18 protein-coding genes are annotated in these 19,544 nt (G+C 66.9%); 10 read left to right on the top strand and 8 right to left on the bottom strand.

All coding sequences use genetic code 11. From position 1 onward, the window contains the following. Nucleotides 1-3: 3 nt before the first annotated feature. Both E8M01_RS18230 and E8M01_RS18225 read right to left on the bottom strand, forming a co-directional pair. On the bottom strand, nt 4-1,005 hold the full coding sequence (locus tag E8M01_RS18230; RefSeq protein WP_136961423.1) for a Bug family tripartite tricarboxylate transporter substrate binding protein: 1,002 nt from the start codon (nt 1,003-1,005) through the stop codon (nt 4-6). A gap of 72 nt (nt 1,006-1,077) precedes the next feature. Continuing rightward, a complete protein-coding gene (locus E8M01_RS18225; RefSeq protein WP_136961422.1) occupies nt 1,078-2,802 on the bottom strand; it encodes a thiamine pyrophosphate-requiring protein in 1,725 nt (574 codons plus the stop codon). A 193-nt stretch (nt 2,803-2,995) separates the two neighbouring features. Here E8M01_RS18225 and E8M01_RS18220 point away from each other — a divergent pair, with 193 nt between their 5' ends. Then, nucleotides 2,996-3,481: a MarR family winged helix-turn-helix transcriptional regulator gene (locus E8M01_RS18220; protein WP_136961421.1), complete on the top strand. Its 486-nt coding sequence runs from the start codon at nt 2,996-2,998 to the stop codon at nt 3,479-3,481. 30 nt (nt 3,482-3,511) lie between these two features. Here the strand turns inward: E8M01_RS18220 and E8M01_RS18215 are convergent, their stop codons facing one another. Beyond that, entirely contained in the window at nt 3,512-4,396 is an 885-nt protein-coding gene (locus E8M01_RS18215) for a LysR substrate-binding domain-containing protein (protein WP_136961420.1), read from the bottom strand. A gap of 104 nt (nt 4,397-4,500) precedes the next feature. Between E8M01_RS18215 and psrA the strand changes: the two genes are divergently transcribed. The 5 genes from psrA (at nt 4,501) to E8M01_RS18190 (ending at nt 11,930) form a co-directional block, all read left to right on the top strand. After that, entirely contained in the window at nt 4,501-5,607 is a 1,107-nt protein-coding gene (psrA, locus tag E8M01_RS18210) for an iron-containing alcohol dehydrogenase PsrA (RefSeq protein ID WP_136961419.1), read from the top strand. Between the two features lie 20 nt (nt 5,608-5,627). Then, complete coding sequence (phnA, locus tag E8M01_RS18205) at nt 5,628-6,872, top strand: phosphonoacetate hydrolase (RefSeq protein ID WP_136964704.1); 1,245 nt, start codon at nt 5,628-5,630, stop codon at nt 6,870-6,872. Further along, nucleotides 6,873-8,327, top strand: coding sequence for a phosphonoacetaldehyde dehydrogenase (gene phnY / locus E8M01_RS18200; RefSeq protein ID WP_425467661.1), 1,455 nt, complete (start codon nt 6,873-6,875; stop codon nt 8,325-8,327). It abuts the gene before it with no gap. A 118-nt stretch (nt 8,328-8,445) separates the two neighbouring features. Further along, nucleotides 8,446-9,753 carry an MFS transporter gene (locus E8M01_RS18195; RefSeq protein ID WP_136961417.1) on the top strand — a complete coding sequence of 436 codons (1,308 nt, stop codon included), beginning with the start codon at nt 8,446-8,448 and terminating at the stop codon, nt 9,751-9,753. Nucleotides 9,754-10,307: 554 nt separating this feature from the next. Continuing rightward, complete coding sequence (locus E8M01_RS18190) at nt 10,308-11,930, top strand: ABC-F family ATP-binding cassette domain-containing protein (RefSeq protein WP_136961416.1); 1,623 nt, start codon at nt 10,308-10,310, stop codon at nt 11,928-11,930. A 336-nt stretch (nt 11,931-12,266) separates the two neighbouring features. On the opposite strand, the gene E8M01_RS18185 is transcribed toward E8M01_RS18190, so the two are convergent. Then, complete coding sequence (locus E8M01_RS18185) at nt 12,267-13,490, bottom strand: MFS transporter (protein WP_136961415.1); 1,224 nt, start codon at nt 13,488-13,490, stop codon at nt 12,267-12,269. A 68-nt stretch (nt 13,491-13,558) separates the two neighbouring features. On the opposite strand from E8M01_RS18185, the gene E8M01_RS18180 reads away from it, so the two are divergent. Beyond that, nucleotides 13,559-14,512, top strand: coding sequence for an AraC family transcriptional regulator (locus E8M01_RS18180; protein WP_136961414.1), 954 nt, complete (start codon nt 13,559-13,561; stop codon nt 14,510-14,512). 319 nt (nt 14,513-14,831) lie between these two features. Here the strand turns inward: E8M01_RS18180 and E8M01_RS18175 are convergent, their stop codons facing one another. Then, nucleotides 14,832-15,491: a TetR/AcrR family transcriptional regulator gene (locus tag E8M01_RS18175; protein ID WP_136961413.1), complete on the bottom strand. Its 660-nt coding sequence runs from the start codon at nt 15,489-15,491 to the stop codon at nt 14,832-14,834. Between the two features lie 135 nt (nt 15,492-15,626). Here E8M01_RS18175 and E8M01_RS18165 point away from each other — a divergent pair, with 135 nt between their 5' ends. Genes E8M01_RS18165 through E8M01_RS18155 form a run of 3 tightly spaced genes read left to right on the top strand, consistent with a single transcriptional unit; the run spans nt 15,627 to nt 17,450 of the window. Further along, nucleotides 15,627-15,992 carry a VOC family protein gene (locus E8M01_RS18165; protein ID WP_136961411.1) on the top strand — a complete coding sequence of 122 codons (366 nt, stop codon included), beginning with the start codon at nt 15,627-15,629 and terminating at the stop codon, nt 15,990-15,992. A 58-nt stretch (nt 15,993-16,050) separates the two neighbouring features. Beyond that, a complete protein-coding gene (locus E8M01_RS18160) occupies nt 16,051-16,902 on the top strand; it encodes an alpha/beta fold hydrolase (RefSeq protein ID WP_136961410.1) in 852 nt (283 codons plus the stop codon). A 32-nt stretch (nt 16,903-16,934) separates the two neighbouring features. Further along, the gene (locus E8M01_RS18155) at nt 16,935-17,450 is read left to right on the top strand and encodes a GFA family protein (protein WP_136961409.1); all 516 of its coding nucleotides are present in this window, start codon (nt 16,935-16,937) and stop codon (nt 17,448-17,450) included. A 30-nt stretch (nt 17,451-17,480) separates the two neighbouring features. Here the strand turns inward: E8M01_RS18155 and E8M01_RS35335 are convergent, their stop codons facing one another. The 3 genes from E8M01_RS35335 to E8M01_RS18145 form a co-directional block, all read right to left on the bottom strand. Then, nucleotides 17,481-17,843 (bottom strand): VOC family protein, encoded by a 363-nt coding sequence (locus E8M01_RS35335; RefSeq protein WP_215908765.1) that lies wholly within the window; start codon nt 17,841-17,843, stop codon nt 17,481-17,483. Next, the gene (locus tag E8M01_RS18150; protein ID WP_215908764.1) at nt 17,810-18,442 is read right to left on the bottom strand and encodes a VOC family protein; all 633 of its coding nucleotides are present in this window, start codon (nt 18,440-18,442) and stop codon (nt 17,810-17,812) included. Before E8M01_RS18150 ends, E8M01_RS35335 begins: the two co-directional genes overlap by 34 nt. A gap of 99 nt (nt 18,443-18,541) precedes the next feature. After that, the gene (locus E8M01_RS18145; RefSeq protein WP_136961408.1) at nt 18,542-19,528 is read right to left on the bottom strand and encodes a Bug family tripartite tricarboxylate transporter substrate binding protein; all 987 of its coding nucleotides are present in this window, start codon (nt 19,526-19,528) and stop codon (nt 18,542-18,544) included. Nucleotides 19,529-19,544 lie beyond the last annotated feature (16 nt).

The raw sequence follows: 19,544 nt of genomic DNA, 5'->3' as shown, positions 1-19,544 counted from the left end.
CGATCATTCGGAGATGCGGATATTGGCGGCCTTGATCACCGGCTCCCACAGCTTGACCTCCGCCTGCATGGCATCGGCGAGCGCCTTGGGACCCGTCCCGACCGGGGTCGAGGCCATGTCGGCGAGCCGCGCCACGACGTCCGGGTTATGCAACGCTCCGTTGAGGCCGGATGCAAGCCTGTCGATGATGGCCGGCGGGGTGCGCGCGGCAGTGAAGAAGCCGAACCAGGACATCATCTCGTAACCCGGCAGCACGCTGGCGATTGGCGGCACGCCCGGCAGCGACGGCAAGGGCTCTTTCGAGGTGACGCCGAGCGCCCGGATCTGGCCGCCGCGGATCTGCGGCGCCGAGACGGTGAGCGTGTCGAACATCATGTCGAGCCGGCCGCCGATCAGGTCGGTCATGGCCGGCCCGGCGCCCCGATAAGGCGCGTGCACCAGGTCGACCTTGGCGAGGTATTTGAACAGTTCGCCAGCCATGTGGATCGAGGTGCCGATGCCGGCGGAGCCATAGGTGAGCTTGCCCGGATTGGCGCGGGCGCGCGCCAGCACGTCGGCGATCGAACGATCCGGCGAATTGGCCGGCACCACCAGCACATTGGGCACGGTGATCGCCATGGTGACCGGCGCCAGGTCCTTGTAATTGTCCACCGCCATGCGGGCATAGAGCAGGTGATTGATCGCCGCCGAGCTGGAGGTGATCAGGAGCGTGTGGCCATCCGGATCGCTGCGCGCCACCTCGGCGCCGGCGAGATTGCCGCCGGCGCCTGCGCGGTTCTCGACAATGATCGACTGGCCCCATTCGGCGGTCAGCCGGTCGGTCAGCTGGCGCGCCACGATGTCGGCCGCGCCGCCCGCCGGAAAGGCCACGACGATGCGGATATTGCGCGAAGGCCAGGCCTGGGCGCGGGCGAGCCCGGGGGCTGCCAGCGCCATGCCGAGACCAAGCCCGGACTGCAAGATTTGCCGGCGGCCGACGCCCGCCGATGCCTTGTTCGTTGCCATCCCGTCCTCCCTGTTGGTTCTCCGTCCGCGTTCGTTTGCTGCCGCGGATCGAAATCTTCTTGAGCCTCGTCTTCAGCCTTCCATCAGATGCGGCAGCCAGACGTCGAGCACCGCCGCGCGGCCCTCGGTCTTCACCGCGTGCAGGCCGGCGGCAATGGCCTCCTCGACCTGGTCGACGGTCTCGACCTTGCGCGCGAAGGCGCCGCCGGCGGCAGCCGCGATCGCCGAATAGTCGGGCGGCGGATCGAAGGCGACGCCGAGATCATCCGAGCGGCTGGCATACCCGCTAGGGTGCACGGCCAGCGTCGAATAGCGCGGCGCGCGCCAGCCGCGATTGTTGAACACCACCTGCAGGAACGGCGTCCTGTATTGCCGCGCCATCCAATGGACGGTGGAGGGTTGCGAGAACATGTAGCAGCCGTCGCCGGTGAGCGTGATGACGGTCTTTGCGGGATCGGCGAGCTTGGCGCCGATGGCGGCACCACCGGCCCAGCCGAGACTGCCGCCGCCGGAATTGAGCATCTGGCCGGCGCGCCGCGGCGCGATATGGTTGACCACCACGGGGTAATTGGTGATCGCCTCGTTCAGTACCAAAGTCTGGTCGTCGACATGGGCGCGGACGCAGGCCGTGACATATTCGGCCGTGATCACGCCATTGGCGGGACGCGCCTCGAGCCGTTTCAGCCGGGCCCGCCGCGCCTCGTGCTCGGCCATGTAATGGGCGCGCCGCTCGGCGATCCTGGCCTCGTCCAGCTTGACGCGGCCGAGGCCTTCGTTGAGCTGCGCCAGCGCCGTCTCGACATGGGCGCGGAACACCCGCCGCGCCGGGATCGACCAGAGCGGCATCTGGTCCTTCAAGGGGTCGACGTCGATATGCCAGATGCGGGCGTCAGCGCGCGGTTTTGAAACAGTCGGGATCCACGGCACGTCGGAATCGAGCACCAGCACCACGTCGGCCTCGGCGAGCCTGGCGTTCTGCACCGGCTCGTTCCACTGGCAGCCCTGATACATCGGGTCGTCATGGGGCAGGTTGACCGCGTTCGGCACCGATTCCATCACCGCGATGGCAAGCGGCCCGACCAGCCGCTGCAGCTCGGCCACCGCCTTGACGTTGCGGCCGAGATAAGAGGTGACGATCAACGGCCGGCGCGCGCGCGCCAAGTCGTTCAGAAGCTCGTGCACGGCGCCCTGCGGCAGGGCGGCCGGCGAGATCGGCGCCCAGTCGGCCGGGTCCGCCTCGATGCGCGGCACTTGCTCTTCCATCACCTCGCGGGCGCCCATCAGATAGACCGGGCCTTTCGGGTCGGAATGGGCGAATTGCAGGGCGCGCCAGGTCAGCTGCTTGATGTTGCGGCCGGTGCGGATCTCGTTGTCATATTTCATGTAGCCGCGCACCAGCCCGCGCTGGTCGTGGACATCCTGGATCCACTGGATGAACTCGTTGCGGCTGCCGGTCATCTCGCCATGCTGGGTGAACGGCGAGGCACCGGCGAAGATCAGCACCGGCACGCGTGCCTTGGCGACATTGTGCACCGCGCCGCCGAGCGACTGGGTGCCACATTCGACATGGACGATCACCGCCTGGGCCTGGCCCGACACCTGGGCGTGGCCCTGGGCGGCGGTCAGCGCCACCATCTCGTTCGGACAGGTGATCATGGTGGGCACGCGCCGGCCATGGGCGCGGGCTTCCGCCAGGGCCTCGACGAGTGCCGGATGATCGCTGCCGAGATTGGCGAAGAGATAGCTCACGCCGGCGGCGTCCAAGGCTTCGAGAAAGGCCGTCGAGGCTGTGTACATGGGACAATCACCAGCGGGTTGACGAGATAGTTTGATATCCGACAGTTGATGTCAAGATCGTCTTGCGCGGCCGGATGTCGCGTGCGATTCATGGTTGACGGGAGGCCCCGCACAACGGATTGCGCTGACGGGCCCCTTCAGCCGGCGCGCGCCCTGCGCGCGCTTTCAAGATGACATCGCAGTCGAGGTATCAATGGCGAAACGTCCGGCCGAGCCGACCGCCAAGGCCGAAGGTCCAGCCGACGACGCAGTGCGCCTCGGGCCCTTGAGCAATCTCGTCGGCTTTCACCTGCGCATCGCCCAGGAGGCCTCGTTCCGCGCCTTCGCCGCGCGGGTCGGCGACCCCAACCTGAAACCCCGGCGCTTCGCCATCCTGACCCTGATCAGCGAGAACCCGGGCCTGACCCAGACCGCGCTCGGCCGGGCCAGCGGCCGCGACAAGTCGACCCTCACGCCGGCGCTCGACGACCTCGTGAAGCGCGGCCTGGTCAAACGCGACCGCGCCGCCAACGACCGGCGCAGCTACACCCTCAACCTGACCCAGGCCGGCGAAGCCCTGCTCGCCGAACTGACCGCCCGCGCCGCCGAACACGACGCCGAACTCGACCGCATCGTCGGGCCGGAACAGAAGGCGGAGTTTATCAGGATGCTCAGGCGGATTGCGATGACGCTGGGGTGAAGGGGGTGGGGGATCAGCGCGTGATCCCCCTCACCCACCCCGCGACCGCCTCACCCCCTTGGTCACCGCCAAAAACGCGGCGATCATCCGCGCGTGGATCCGGTCGCGCATGCAGACGATGCGGGCATAGTTGTAGATCTCGGCATCGGTCACCGGCAGATAGGTGATCCGCTCGTCGCCAATATATTCGGCGACCGAGACCACGCCGAAACCGACGCCGCTGGCGACCGCCTCGCGCACCGCCTCGCGGCTGCCGATCTCCATGACGATGCGCGGCGTCACCTTGGCCTTGGCCATGGCCTCCTCGGTGGCGCGGCGGGTGTTGGAGCCGTGCTCGCGCATGACCATGGCCTGGCCGTCGAGTTCGTGGATCGAGAGGCCGGCGCGATCGCCGGCGAACAGCGGATGGTCGCGCCGGCCGAAGGCGACGATCGGGTCCTTGCTGTATTGCGAGATCCACAGCCGCGGGTCCGGCTCGACATGAGCGAGGATCGCGACGTCGGAGCGGAAGTCGAGCAGGCTCTGCAGCACGTCGTGGGAATTGCCCACCGAGACGGAAATCTCGATCTGCGGATAGCGGGCGTGGAAGGCGACGAGCATTTCGGTGACGTGGAACGGACCGACCGCGCCAACCCGCAAATGGCCGGTGCGCAGCTCGCTGCTTTCGGTCAGGAAGTGCCGGGCATCGGCCTCCTCGGCGAAGATGCGGCGGGTGATCTGCTGCAATTGCTCGCCCGCTTCGGTCAGCCGCAAACGCCCGCCGGCCCTGACGAAAAGCTCGACGGAATAGTCTTCTTCGAGCGCGCGGATCTGGGTCGTCAGCGTCGGCTGGCTGACATGGAGCTGGCGCGCAGCCGCCGTCACGCTGCCGACATCGGCAACCACGTGGAACGAGCGGAGCTGCGTGTGCCTCATAGGTTTTTTATATAGGTTCGGAAAAGGAAATCAATTCGACATATGGAGCGGTGACGCGCTCCCATTGGGCCCAAGAGCAAAGCCCATTGGGAGGATCAAGAGCCGTGTCATCCTGGACCTATTCAAACCCCGTCGCCCTGACCTTCGGCGAAGGCGCGATCGCCGCGATCGCCGAGAAGCTCGCCGGCCGGCGCTATTGCCTGCTGACCTATAACGACAATCCCTATTTCGACACGCTGGTGGAACAGGTCACCCGTGAGGCCGGGCCTGCCGCGGTCATCGTCCGCGACGTCGAGCCGAACCCGAGCTTCAACGGCTTGCGGGTCGCCTGCCGCGGGTTCGGAGCCGGGCTGCAAGCCCCTGAGGCCATCGTCGCACTCGGCGGCGGCTCGGTGATCGACACCGCCAAGGTGCTGTCCGCGTCGGGCGGCGATTTCGCCCGGGTGCAGGCTTTTCTCGAGGGCCGCAGCGGCGCCTGGACGCTGCTCAACCTGCCGATCATCGCGGTGCCGACAACCGCGGGCACGGGCAGCGAGGTGACCTCATGGGCAACCGTCTGGGATACGGATGCGAAGAAGAAATATTCGCTCGCCCGCCCGAACCTCTATCCCGAACACGCCATTGTCGATCCGGAACTGACCTTGCGCGTCCCGCGCGCGCTGACGCTCAGCACCGGGCTCGACGCGCTGTCGCATGCACTCGAAAGCATCTGGAACGTCAACGCCAATCCGGTCTCGGCGAACCACGCGGTGTTCGCGGCAAGCGAGATCCTGATGGCGCTGCCGCCGCTCTTGCGCCGGCTCGACGACGTCGCCCTCCGGGCCCGCGTCGCCCGCGCCAGCCTGTCGGCCGGCCTCGCCTTCTCGAACACCAAGACGGCGCTCGCCCATTCGCTGTCCTATTACCTCACCCTGCACCACGGCACGGTGCACGGCATCGCCTGTTCGTTCAGCCTGCCGGCGGTGATGCGCAGCGTCATCGGCAAGGACGAGGCCTGCGACGCCGCGCTGAAGCGCATCTTCGGCGACGATCTCGCGCAAGGCGCGGACCTGCTCGACGGCTTTCTCACCGCCCTCGGCGTCTCCACCCGCGCGACCGATTACGGCGTCACCCGCGAGAACTGGATCGGCGCGATCGACGAGGCCCTGAAGGGCGAGCGCGGCCGCAATTTCATCGGCAGCCGCGACGCGGTGCTGGCCGCCGCGGCCTGAGAGGAGGCGACACCATGAATATGCACCACAGGACCCAGACCGACGTCATCGCCAATGGCCGCGCCTACCGGCGGCCGGACAAACCCGTCGTGGTGATCTGCATCGACGGCTCGGAGCCGGGCTATATCGAGCGCGCCATCGAAGCCGGCCTTGCCCCGAACCTCGACCGGCTCATGAAGACCGGCGCCAGCACCACCGCGCTCTCGGTCATCCCGAGTTTCACCAACCCGAACAATCTCTCGATCATCACCGGCCGGCCGCCGGCGGTGCATGGCATTGCCGGCAATTTCTTCTACGACCGCGAGGCCGGCGAAGAGGTGATGATGAACGATGCGCGCTTCCTGCGCGCGCCGACCATCCTCGCCGAATTCCAGAAGGCCGGGCTGAAGGTCGCGATGGTGACCGCCAAGGACAAGCTCAGGACCTTGCTCGGCAAGGGCCTGGACTTCGACAGCGGCACGGCCATCGCCTTCTCGTCCGAAAAGGCGGACAGGGCCAACAGGGCCGAGAACGGCATCGACGACGTGCTCGATTTCGTCGGCCTGCCCTTGCCGGAGGTCTATTCGGCGGATCTCTCGGAATTCGTCTTCGCGGCGGGCGTCAGGCTGCTGAGGCGTTTGCGGCCCGACGTCATGTATCTCTCGACCACCGACTATGTGCAGCACAAGGCGGCGCCGGGGTCTCAGGTCGCCAACAGCTTCTACGCCATGTTCGACCGTTATGTCGGCGCGTTGGATGACGCCGGCTGCACGCTGGTGATGACCGCCGACCACGGCATGAACGACAAGCACCTGGCGAACGGCGAACCCGATGTGATCTATCTCCAGGAGATCCTGGATGAGCAGTTCGGCGCCGGCGCGACCCGCGTCATCCTGCCGATCACCGACCCTTACGTCGCTCATCACGGCGCGCTCGGATCGTTTGCCACCGTCTATGTCGATGCCGAAGGCCAAGCCGAGGTCATCAAGCTTCTGGCGGGCGTCGAGGGCATCGCGGTGTCGATCTCGGCGGACGAGGCCTGCGAACGTTTCGAGCTGCCGGCCGACCGGATCGGCGACGTGGTGGTGCTCTCCGCCCGCCACAAGGTTCTCGGCACCGCGGCCGCGCGCCACGACCTCTCCGGCCTGACCGAACCGCTGCGCTCCCATGGCGGGCTGACCGAACAGACCGTGCCGATGATCGCCAACCGCCGGATCGCGGTTCCGGCCGGCCGGACCCTGCGCAATTTCGACGTCTTCGACGTCGCCCTGAACCTGGCGAGGTGAGTGATGAACGCCATCGTCAAGCTGCCGTTCCGCCGCGAAGCCATGCGGATCGCCGGCAAGCTGGTGCGGACCGACGACATGGTCGAGGTCTTCAACCCCTATGACAACTCAGTCGTCGGCACGGTGCCGGCAGCGCGCGCCGAGCACGTGCGGGAGGCCTTTGCCAAAGCCAAAGCGTTCAAGCCGGTGCTGACCCGCTACGAGCGCCAGCAGATCCTGCAGAAGACCGCCGAGATGTTGCGCGACCGCCGGGAGGAGTTCGCCCGGATCATCACGGCCGAGTCGGGCCTCTGCTGGAAGGACTCGCTCTATGAGGCGAGCCGCGCCTATGACGTCTGGTCGTTCGCCGCCCAGCTCACCATCAAGGATGACGGCGAGATCTATTCCTGCGACATCTCGCCGAACGGCAAGGCGCGCAAGATCTATACGACGCGCCTGCCGCTGCTCGGCGTGATCTCGGCGATCACGCCGTTCAACCATCCGCTGAACATGGTGAGCCACAAGCTCGCGCCGGCGATCGCCACCAATAACCGCCTGGTGCTGAAGCCGACCGAGCTGACGCCGCTGACCGCGCTGGCGCTGGCCGACGTGCTCTATGAGGCCGGCCTGCCGCCCGAAATGCTGTCGGTGGTGACCGGCAATCCCTCCACCATGGGCGACAGCATGATCACCGATCCGGATGCCGACCTGGTGACCTTCACCGGCTCGGTGCGCGTCGGCAAACACATCGCCAGGACCGCCGGCTACAAGCGCATCGTGCTCGAGCTCGGCGGCAATGATCCGCTTGTTGTCATGGAGGATGCCGATCTCGACCGGGCGGCCGAACTGGCGGTTGCCGGCGCGACCAAAAACTCCGGCCAGCGCTGCACGGCGGTGAAGCGCATCCTGGTGGTCGACAGCGTCGCCGAAGATTTCTCCCGGCTGGTGGTGGAAAAGGCGAAAAAGCTGAGATCCGGCGACCCGATGGACCCGGCGACCGATGTCGGAACCGTCATCAACGAACGCTCGGCGATCCTGTTCGAAAACCGGGTGAACGAGGCGGCCCGGCTCGGCGCCGAGATCCTACACGGCGCGCCGCGGCAGGGCGCGCTGTTCGCCCCGACCGTGGTCGACCGCGTGCCCCATGACTGCGAGCTGGTGCACGAGGAAACCTTCGGTCCGGTCATCCCGATCGTGCGCTGTCCAAACGACATCGCCGAGGTCATCCGCATCTCCAATTCGACGGCCTATGGCCTGTCGTCGGGGGTTTGCACCAACCGGCTCGACTATGTCGCGCGCTTCGTCGCCGAGCTCGAGGTCGGCACGGTCAATGTCTGGGAAGTGCCGGGCTACCGGATCGAGATGTCGCCCTTCGGTGGGATCAAGGATTCCGGCCTTGGCTACAAGGAAGGCGTGGTGGAGGCGATGAAGAGCTTCACCAACGTGCGCACCTGGTCGATGCCCTGGGGCGCCTGACCGGCGCCCCCGACACCCCCGCACCAACAGCAACCGAAAACCGCGCGGCCTGAGGTCGGCCGAAACCACGCTTCAAAAGACCAACCAAAACAAATAAGCCCCTTGGGAGGGACCCATCATGAGCAGTGTCTCCTACACAACGCCTGCCTATCCGGCCGCCGGCGCCACTGACGAGGCCTTTCGCAAAGCCCAGTGGCGCATGCTTCTGGCGGCGATGTTCTGTTACCTCTTCTTCTACACGGGACGGCAGACCTTCGGCTTCGCCATCCCCGGCATCCAGGCCGAATTCGGCGTCTCGAAGGAGGCGCTCGGCTGGGTCAGCGCGGTGATGCTCTGGTGTTACGCCATCGGCCAGGCGGTCAATGGCAATCTCGGCGACAAGTTCGGCGGCCGCCGGGTGATGAGCGCCGGCGCCATCCTGTCCTGCGCGATGAACTGGGCGACGAGTTTTGCCACCGGCATCGTCAGCCTCGGCGTCTGCTGGGGCATCAACGGCTATTTCCAGGCCATGGGTTGGGCGCCGGGCAGCCGGCTGCTGTCCAACTGGTGGGGGCGGCACGACCGCGGCAAGGTTTTCGGCTGGTATGTCTTCGCTGCGGGCCTGGCTTCGGTCCTGTCCTTCGTCACCTCGCTGATCGTCGTGCACTACCTGCATCTCGACTGGCGCTGGATCTTCCGCATCCCGGTGCTTCTGCTGCTGGTCGGCGGCATCACCTTCTATCTGGTGGCGCGCGAGCGGCCGGAAGACATGGGTTTCAAGTCGCCGCATGACGACGCGGTCGACAACGACAAGGCCGCGGCGGTCGCCGACGACGAAAGCTCGCTGGAACGCTACAAGGGCGTCTTGAAGAACTGGCGCCTGCTGGTCGGCGGTCTCGCCATCGGCTTCCAGAACGCCGCGCGCTACGGCCTGTTGATCTGGGTGCCGGTGCATTTCCTCGGCTCGAACTGGGCCAAGGCGAGCGCCGAGACCGCCGTCATCGACCCGAAATGGATCAGCATTGCGCTGCCCGTCGGCATGGCGATCGGGGCGGCCACCAATGGCTGGGTGTCCGACCGCATTTTCAACTCGAAGCGCTACCTCGCCATCGTGCTCTACATGGTGCTGGCGGCGATCACCTCGCTCTACATGTACACGATCCCGGCGACCGACGTTTACAAGGGCCTGATCGTGCTCTTCCTCTGCGGCTTCTTCGTGTATGGCCCGCAATCGTCGTTCTGGGCGCTCTGCCCCGACCTCGTCGGCCACAAGCGCGCCGGCACGGCGATCGGCGTGATGAACTTCTTCGCCTATCTGTTCGCCGGCCTCGGCGAGCCGATCATCGGCAAGTTCATGGACACGCATAACGACACGTCGCTGGTGTTCCTGCTCGTCGCCATCGCCAGCGCCATGAGCGCGACGGTTGCGCTGTTCATCCGCCGGTAGAGACCGGCGCTTGCCCGGCAGGGCGCAATGCTCTGCCGGGGAAAAGACGGGTCGTCCGCGGCGCGTTTGACGGGTTTATGCGCCGCGGAACCAAGCGCAATTGACGCGTCCCGCGCCTCGATCGCACACCCTTCGAGATCTGATACCGGAACCACCAGCCTCACCTCTCCCCGGCGGGGAGAGGTCGGGCGAAGCCCGGGAGAGGGGGAATAGATAATTTCGAACAATGCTTTACGCGTTTCGCATGATGATTTCCCGTCTCGCGCCTCGCCCCCCTCTCCCGACCTTTCGCTGCGCTCAAGGTCGACCTCTCCCCGCCGGGGCGAGGTGAAGGTGGTGGTTCTCGTGCAAACCACTGAACCCACGGATATTTTTGGGTTATGTGAATGCCATAGCCCCGCCCGAGCGAGGTGGCGCCAGCGGTTCCGGTGCCGGCCCGCCGCCGGTGAGGTGAGACTTCTGCGAATGCCATAGCCCGACCGGCAGCCCCTTCCCCGCACCCGCCAGATGGCCTAAGGGCGCCGCAAGATTTTGTTCCGGGCGCCAGACTTCCCATGATTCGACTTGAAAGCATCAGCAAACAGAACGGCCACCAGATCCTGTTCATCGAGGCCTCCGCCGCGCTCCAGAAGGGCGAGAAGGTTGGCCTTGTCGGCCCCAACGGGGCCGGCAAGACCACGCTGTTCCGGATGATCACCGGCCAGGAGGACCCGGACGAAGGCCAGGTGGCGGTCGATCGTGGCGTCACCATTGGCTATTTCAGCCAGGACGTCGGCGAGATGGCCGGCCGCAGCGCCGTGTCGGAAGTGATGGACGGCACCGGCCCGGTGAGTACGGTGGCGGCCGAGCTGAAGGCGCTGGAGGCCGCCATGGCCGATCCCGACCGGGCCGACGAGATGGATGAGATCATCCAGCGTTACGGCGAGGTGCAGGGGCGGTTCGAGGAGCTCGGCGGTTATGCCCTGGAGGGCCAGGCGCGCGAAGTGCTGGCGGGCTTAAGCTTCAGCCAGGAGATGATGGACGGCGACGTCGGGGCGCTATCGGGCGGCTGGAAGATGCGCGTGGCGCTCGCCCGCATCCTGCTGATGCGGCCCGACGCCATGCTGCTCGACGAGCCGAGCAACCACCTGGATCTCGAGAGCCTGATCTGGCTGGAGCAGTTCCTGAGAGGTTACGAAGGCGCGCTGATGATCACCTCGCATGATCGCGAGTTCATGAACCGCATCGTCAGCAAGGTGGTCGAGATCGACGGCGGATCGCTGACCACCTTTTCCGGCGATTACGAGTTCTACCAGCAGCAGACCGCACTGAACGCCAAGCAGCAGCAGGCCCAGTTCGAGCGCCAGCAGGCCATGCTCGCCAAGGAGATCAAGTTCATCGAGCGCTTCAAGGCGCGCGCCTCGCACGCCGCCCAGGTGCAGAGCCGGGTGAAGAAGCTCGAAAAGATCGACCGGGTGGAACCGCCGCGCCGGCGCCAGACCGTGGTGTTCGACTTCCTGCCCGCGCCGCGCTCGGGCGAGGACGTGGTCAGCCTGAAGAGCGTCCACAAGGGTTATGGCATCAGGCCGATCTATGAGGGGCTGGACTTCATGATCCGCCGCCGGGAGCGCTGGTGCGTGATGGGCATCAACGGCGCCGGCAAGTCGACCCTGTTGAAGCTGGTGGCCGGCGCGACCGAACCGGACACCGGCACGGTGACGGTCGGCGGCAGCGTCAAGATGGGCTATTTCGCCCAGCACGCCATGGACCTGCTGGACGGCGAGGCCACCGTGTTCGAAGCGCTGGAGGGCTGGTTCCCGCAGGCCGGCCAAGGCTCGCTGCGCGCGCTCGCCGGCTGTTTCGGCTTTTCCGGCGACGATATCGAGAAGCGCTGCCGGGTGCTGTCGGGCGGCGAGAAGGCCCGGCTTGTCATGGCCAGGATGCTCTATGACCCGCCGAACTTCCTGGTGCTGGACGAGCCGACCAACCACCTGGATATGGCGACCAAGGAAATGCTGATCACGGCGCTTTCGCAATATGAGGGCACCATGCTGTTCGTCTCGCACGACCGGCACTTCCTGGCGGCGCTGTCCAACCGGGTGCTGGAACTGACGCCCGAGGGCGTTCACCAATATGGCGGCGGCTATACCGAATATGTCGCGCGCACCGGCCACGAGGCGCCCGGGCTCAGGAGTTGAGGTGGAAGGCCTCGAGCGTTTGAGGAAGGACGGCGCCGCAATTTGGCTAGCCCTCCTTCGAGGCTCGCGCCAGAACCACCGCCCTCACCTCTCCCCGGCGGGGCTACCGGATTCGCACATCTCGACAATCCGTGTCTTGGCGCGGCGTTGCTCGCTTCGTCATGGCCGTGCTTGTCACGGCCATCCACGTCTCCCACGGTCAATGCAATGCGTGGATGGCCGGCACAAGGCCGGCCATGACGAAAAGGGCGGCGCACGCGCTATCCGTGGTTCTCGTGCGAAGCCTTGAAGCTGGCGAATTCAGGCTCACCTGAGAGATGTGTCCGCCCCCTCCCCTCACGCCGCCTGCAATGCCTGGCCACGCGCCGCCGTCAGCATCACCACCGCGCCGATGAGCACCGCGACCGCGCAATAGGCGATGGCGCCGGGCGCGCCGAAACCGTCGACCAGCAGGCCGCCGAGGATGGCGCCCGAGGCGATGGCGACCTGGAAGGTCGAGACCAGCAGGGCGCCGGCGCTTTCGGCATGGTCGGGCGCCGACTGGGTGGTCCAGGTCTGGAAGCCGACCGGCAGGCCACCAAAGGCGAAACCCCAGATGCCGGTGGCGACCAGCGAGACCGGCACCGAGACGCCGAAGCCGAACATCGCGAAGGCCATGACCGCCAGCAGCAGGGCGGCGAGGCCGACCGCCAGCCGGGCGCTGCGCTCGGCGATCAGCCCGCCGACGATATTGCCGAAAAAGCCGCCAATGCCGAAGGCCAGCAGCACCAGCGAAATCATCTCGACATTGAGCTTCGGCACCTGTTCGAGGAAAGGCCGGACATAGGTGAAGCCGGCGAAATGGCCGGAAATGACCAAAAGCACGATGATCAGGCCAATGCGGATGCGCGGCCGGCGCAACAGCACGACGAAGGTCGAGAGGCTCTGGGCGCCGAGCGGCGGCAGTTTCGGCATGGTCGCGAGCTGGACCGCCAGCGCGACGACGCCGATGCCGGCGGCCACCATGAAGGTGGCGCGCCAGCCCCAGAGATTGCCGAGATAGGCGCCGAGCGGCGCGGCGCAGACGGTGGCGGCGGAGACACCGGTGAAGATGATCGACATGGCGCGCGGCATCAGGGCGAGCGGCACGAGGCGGAGCGCCAGCGCCGCGGCGAGCGACCAGAAACCGCCGAGCGCAATACCTAAGCCGACACGGGCGGTGAGCAGGACCGCGACATGCGAGGCGACCGCCGCCAGGATGTTGGAGATGACCAGCAGCAGCGTCAGGCCCCAGACGACCAGACGCCGGTCGACCCGGCCGGTGCCGATGACGATGGCGGGTCCTGCGACCGCTGCGACCAGCGCGGTCGCCGTGACGGTCTGGCCTGCCGTGCCGTCGGAAATGCCGAGATCACTGGCGATCGGGGTCAGGAGGCTCGCCGGCAGGAACTCGGCGGTGACCAGGCCGAAGACGCCAAGGGTCAGGGACACCACCGCGGCCCAGGCCGCAGGCGCCCCTGTGTCTTCGGTTCGGGCGGCCAGGTCAGGGGTTTCGGCGACGGCGGCGGCAAAGTCGGACATGCGCATTCTCCATGCAAGGTGCTGAGCTATGGTTCGCGCCCTGGATTTTCCATGCTATAAACGCCGCAATGCTTAGCCGTTCGTCCAAACCTGAAACCGCCACCGGTGACCCGCTCAACGACATGTTGCGCGGGCTCAGGCTCGACGGGGTCGATTACTGGCGCTGCCAGCTGTCGGCGCCCTGGGGCTTTTCGTTTGCCGCGCAGCAGGCCGCCCGCTTTCATTTCGTCGCCGAGCAAGGCTGCTGGCTGAAGACGCCGGAGGGCGAATGGGTCGCGCTGACCCCTGGCGATGCCGTGCTGCTGCCGCGCGGCGCCGCCCATGCCCTGGCGAGCGCGCCCGATGTGCCGATCCAGCCCTTCCTCGGGCAGCGATGCGCGACGATCTGCGCCGATATCTTCGATCTCAAATCCGGCGGCGACGGCGCCGACAGCGTGCTGTTCTGCTGCTCGCTGCATTTCAACCTGGATGGCCTGCATCCGCTGTTGCGGATGATGCCCGACGTCATGCGCGCCACCGAGCTGATCGCCAGGGAGCCGGCCGTGCCGCATCTCCTGGAGGCGATGGGGCGCGAGGTGGCGCTGGACCGGGTCGGCGCCGCCGGCATTGCCGCCAGGCTCGCCGACGTGCTCGCCGCCAAGATCATCCGGTTTTGGGTCGAGCACGGCTGCGGCGACGCCACCGGCTGGATCGCGGCGGTGCGCAACCCGGATGTCGGCCGCGTGCTGGCGGCGATTCACCTCAACCCGGACCGGGACTGGACGGTCGCGGCGCTGGCCGGGATCATGGGCGCGTCACGCTCGAGCTTCGCCGACCGCTTCGCTTCCATCGTCGGCGAGACGCCGGCCCGTTATGTCGCCCAGGTGCGGATGCACCAGGCACGCCAATGGATCCAGCGCGACCGCGCCCGCATTTCCGACGTGGCGCGCCGGCTGGGTTATGATTCGGAAGCCGCCTTCAGCCGGGCGTTCAAGCGCATCATCGGCACCGCGCCGAGCCATTTGCGCGGCCAGGCGGGGTAGGCTCACGGGCGTGGTCCAGGTGAGGGGGCGGCGGGGTGGCTTGTGATGCTGCCGAAGTGCGCCGCCCGACTGCCGGCATAGCCTCGACGTCACCCCCGGCCGAGCGAAGCGAGGGGAAGGGGTCCAGGAGCCAACAGACCGCGCTCTCCGTGCATCCGTTCAGGTGATTTCGCGGTGTTGGGGTAGGCGCTCTGCAACTCCTGGGCCCCCTTCCCTTCCTTCGCTTCGCTCAGTCAGCCGGGGGTGACGTCGAGGTTCAAGCGCGCGCCCGGCGTCGGTATGATTCTCCACGTGAGCGCCGGCCTTCACCGCTCCAGGATCACGCCTTGCCGTAGGCCGCCAGGAACACCCGCACGCCGTCGGCGGCATGGCGGCGCAGTTCCGCCGGTTTCGGGATCGCCGCGTCGCCCAAGAGCATGGCCTGGTTCAGCGGTTGCGACATGACCAGCCAGTTGAAATGGGACGCCGCCAGCAAGGGATCGTCAATGGTCAAGAGGCCACGATCGGCCAGGCGCTGGAAAGCGTCCGCCAGGATCGCCAGCGCGCGTTTCGGCCCGCCTTCGTAGAGCACCCTGGCAAGCTCCGGGAAGCGGCTGACCTCACCGATGACCAGGCGGCGCAGCTGCATCAGGCGCGGGGTGAGCACCACGGTGAGCTGCCGGAAGGCGTAGTTGCGCAGATAGTCCGCGACATCGCCGCCCTTGGCGAGGTCCTGCATCTCGTTGTGCACGGTGTCGCCGGCGGCCCTGGTCATGCGCATGACGATCTCGACGAACAAGGCCTCCTTGCTGGCGAAATGTTTGTAGACGGTCTGTTTCGACACCTCCGACAGGGCGGCGATCTCGTCCATGTTGGTGCCGAGATAACCGCTCTTCAGGAAGACCTCGGTGGCGGCGTCGAGGATCGCCCGGCGCTTGCGCGCCGACTGGCCGCTGGCCTCGGGCTCGACCGAGTTTTTCGCTGGCGCCGACCTGGTCATGAAAGTTTTTGTCCGGCCCGGGGGAATCCCGGTTGACTCGACAGTACTGGACAGTCTAGTTTCGCGCAACTTCGGAACTGGACGGTCTAGTTTTGTGCCGGGCCGCCGGTCTCGACCTGCAAGGAGAACCGAGCCATGCACATCCAGTTCGCCGAGCTTCCGGTGTTCGACCAGGACCGCGCCAAGCGCTTCTACACCCGGCATTTCGGCTGCGAGGTCGCCGCCGACGCGGCCATGGGCCCAAACGGGTGGCGCTGGATCGAGCTCAAGTTTCAGGGCGCCGAAACCACCCTGCACTTCGTCAAGCGTCCCGACGACAAACCCTCCACCGATCCGGTGATGGTGCTGGTCGACGCGGCCATCGAAGCGACGGTTGCGGCGCTGAAGGCCGGCGGTGTCGAGATCATCACCGAACCGCAGGAGGCGCCCTGGCAGCCCGGCCGCACGGTCGCCGAGTTTCGCGATAGCGAGGGCAACCGCATGGTGCTCGGCAGCCGGTGACCCCTGCCGGCAGATGACCCCAGGCAGTCGCGCAAGACCTCGACCAGGAGACATAGCCATGACCGACCCGACCCCATCCGCCACGCTGAAAGTCCCGGGCGCCAGGATCTATTACGAAGTCCGGGGAGCCGGTCCGATGCTGCTCCTGATCCCCGGCGGCCCGACCGATGCCGGCGTCTTTGCCGAGCTTTCGCACCATCTCGCCGACCGCTACACGGTGGTGGCTTATGACCCGCGCGGCAACTCGCGCAGCACCCTCGACGGCGACCCGGAAGAGCAGCGGCTCGATGTCCATGGCGACGATGCCGCGCGGCTGATCGAGGCGCTCGGCGCGGGCCAGGCTTACGTGTTCGGCAATAGCGGCGGCGCCCAGATCGGGCTCAACCTGACCGCCCGCCACCCGGAGCGGGTCAAGGCGCTGGTGGCCCACGAGCCGCCCTGCCTGATGCTGCTCGCCGACCCGTCGGAGGCGCTGGCCGGTGACCAGGAGATCCATGACATCTATCACCGGGAGGGGCTCGGCCCCGCCGTCGAGAAGTTCATGGTGATGGCGGGTCTGAGCGGTGGACCGGAAGGTGACCAGGCGCCGCCGGAGCACGCCATGCCGCCCGAGGCTCTGGAGACCTTCGGCCGGATCGACGGCAATATGGACTATTTCATCGCGCATGGATTGATGCCGCTGTCGCGCTACCAGCCCGATATCGCGACCTTGCGGGCCGGACGCCCCCGCGTGGTGGTTGGCGTCGGCGCAGAGACTTCAGGGCAAATCGCCCACAGCACCGGCCTGGCGCTGGCCGAAAAGCTCGGCAGCGCGCCGGTCGCCTTTCCGGGTGACCATGGCGGCTACGGTCTCCATGCGCAGGCCTTCGCCGAGACCCTGCACCGGGTGCTCCAGGGTGACCGCGCCTAGGTCGCGCGAGCACCCGACGACAGGAGGCCCCGATGCCCGAGCCACTGAAAAACAGCCTGACGGTGCGTTGCTCCTGCGGCAGGGTCCAGCTGGAAGCGGCCGGCGCGCCGATCATCAGCCTTGCCTGCCATTGCGACGATTGCCAGGCCGGCTCCCTCGCGGTCGAGGCCTTGCCGGGCGCAGCGCCGGTGCGCGATGCAGCCGGCGGCACGCCCTATGTTCTCTACCGCAAGGATCGCGTGACATGCATCGAGGGTGCGACGCTGCTCAAGAGCTACAAGCTCAAGGACATATCGGCGACCAACCGGATCGTCGCCACCTGCTGCAATGCTGCGATGACCATGGGCTTCGACGATTCCCGGCACTGGGTCTCGATGTACCGGGCCCGTTTCGAGACCGACGTCCCGCCGCTCGAAATGCGCATCTGCACCAAGTTCAAGGCCGGCGACAGCGTCATCCCGGACGACCTGCCGGCCTATCCGGGGTTTCCGCTGAAGTTCATGGCCAAGCTGGTCGCGGCGTGGATTCCCATGCTGCTTCGCCGCTGAGGCTACGGCGTGCCTTCGCCTTCGGCCAGGTCAACCTTTGGCGGCTTCGTGGTTGAAGGCGAAGTCTTCCGGCGGCGTCGGTCCCCAGACATAGAAGGCGTCATGGCCGGGATGATCGCCGGCCTCCCATTCGAAATTGGCGGGAATGTAGTCGATGTCGGAGGAATATTCCGAATAGCTGCCCCAGGGATCGCGGACATAGTGGAAGAAATTCGAGCCAAGGACATGGCGGCCGAGGCCCCAGCCGGCCGAAAACCCCTTGTCGGCCATTTGCATGGCGCCAAGGCCGATCTCGTGGATCGAGCCGACGTCCCAGCTCAGATGGTGCAGCCCCGGCCCTTCGGATTTGGCCAGCGCGATCAGGTGATGGTCGCTGCCGTGGATGCCATGCATGAAGGCGATGCCATCGCCCGAACGTCGGACAGGCGAAGGCCCAGCACGCGTGAATAAAAGGCGATGGCGCGCCCGACATCGGCGGTGAAGATGAGGATATGGGCGAGCCGCCGCGGCCGGACCAGCGGCGCCGCGCTGCGGTTCGGCGAGGTCTGCGTGCCGGCCGGCCCGGAGACGTTGCTGGAGCCGGACTTCTCGTTCGGCGAGCTCTTGTCGGCAACCCGGATTTCGACCAGCGAACCGTCGGGATCGCGGAACCACAGGCCGTTCGATTCAAACCCCGGCGGCGGATCGAGCTGGGGCATGCCGAGCTCCTGCAGGCGGTGGCGGAAGCGCGCCAGATCGTCGTCGAAACAGCCGAAGGTGAGATGCGAGAGCTGCTTGCGGTCGCCTTCGCTGACGGTGCCCCAGCGATGGCCGTGGCCTTCGGTGTGAAAGCCGAGGCTGTTGCCAAAAGTCCGCATGTCGAGGCCGAAGGCGGTGTAGAAGCTGTCGGCGGCCTTGAGGTCCGGCACCACCAGATTGAAGTGGTCGAGCGAATGGACACCAAGCTCGCCGGGCCGGCGGGTCGGGCTGACATAGCCCCTGATCTGCGTCATGGCGGCGTCCTCCAGCGGCGCATGCTTGCGACCCGGCTCATGGCGCCGGTTCTGGCGGCGACCGCGCTGGCGCGACCGCCGTGAATGGACCCGGCGCGGTTAGATCAGCAGTTTCAACTCGGCGACCAGCGGGCGCACCTTGGCGACCTGTTCGCTGACCACCCGGCCGAGTTCATCGGGCGACGAACCGACGGCTTCGGCGCCGACATCGCTCAACCGGCGCCTGAGCTCGGGGTCGGCGGCGGCCGCCTGGATCACGCCCTGCAGGCGCTGGATGACGGCGGCCGGCGTCGCCTTCGGCGCGAAGAAGCCGTTCCAGCCGCGCAGCTCCATATTGGGGAAACCCAGCTCGCGCACCGTCGGCACGTCGGGAAAGGGCGCCATGCGCTCGGCCGCCAGCGTCGCCAGCGGCTTGACCGAATTGGCGCGGATGAACTCGAGCGAGGTCGACAGCTGGTCGCCGCCGAACTGCACGCGGCCGGCGATCATCTCCTGCATCAAGGGCGCCGCGCCGCGGAACGGCACATGCTCCATCCGGATGCCGCCATCGCGCTTCAGCACCTCGGACACCAGATGCATCACGCTGCCGGGGCCGGTCGAACCGTAAAACAGCGGCTGCGACGAGGACTTCGCATAGGCGACGAATTCGCGCAGGTCCTTGGCCGGCACGACGGTGCCGGCCATGACCACCATCGGGACATTGGCGCCGAGCGAGACCGGGGCGAAGTCCTTCTCGATGTCGTGCGGCGAACGCCCCGCCGCCTGCAAGGCCGCCGTCGTCGCCGAAAAGGTCAGGTTGTGGAACAGCAGCGTATGGCCGTCGGCCGCCGACCGCGCGACCCGCTCGGCGCCGATCGAGCCGCCGGCGCCGCCGATATTCTCGATGACGACAGGCTGGCCGAGCGCCTCCTGCATCCTCTGGCCGAACTGGCGAGCCAGCATGTCGGTGGTGCCGCCGGCCGCGAAGGGCACGATGACGCGCACCGGCTGGCTCGGAAAGGCCGGCTGGGCGCGGGCCTGAGACACACTGGACAGGACGCCGAAAGCGGCACTGCCGGCAACAAATCGACGGCGCGAAAAAGACATGGGTCTCTTCCTTTGA

This window comes from Phreatobacter stygius, from assembly GCF_005144885.1.
Classification (GTDB): Bacteria; Pseudomonadota; Alphaproteobacteria; order Rhizobiales; family Phreatobacteraceae; genus Phreatobacter; species Phreatobacter stygius.
Note: the sequence above shows the minus strand (reverse complement) of the source record. Positions and strands in the feature narration are given on the sequence as shown.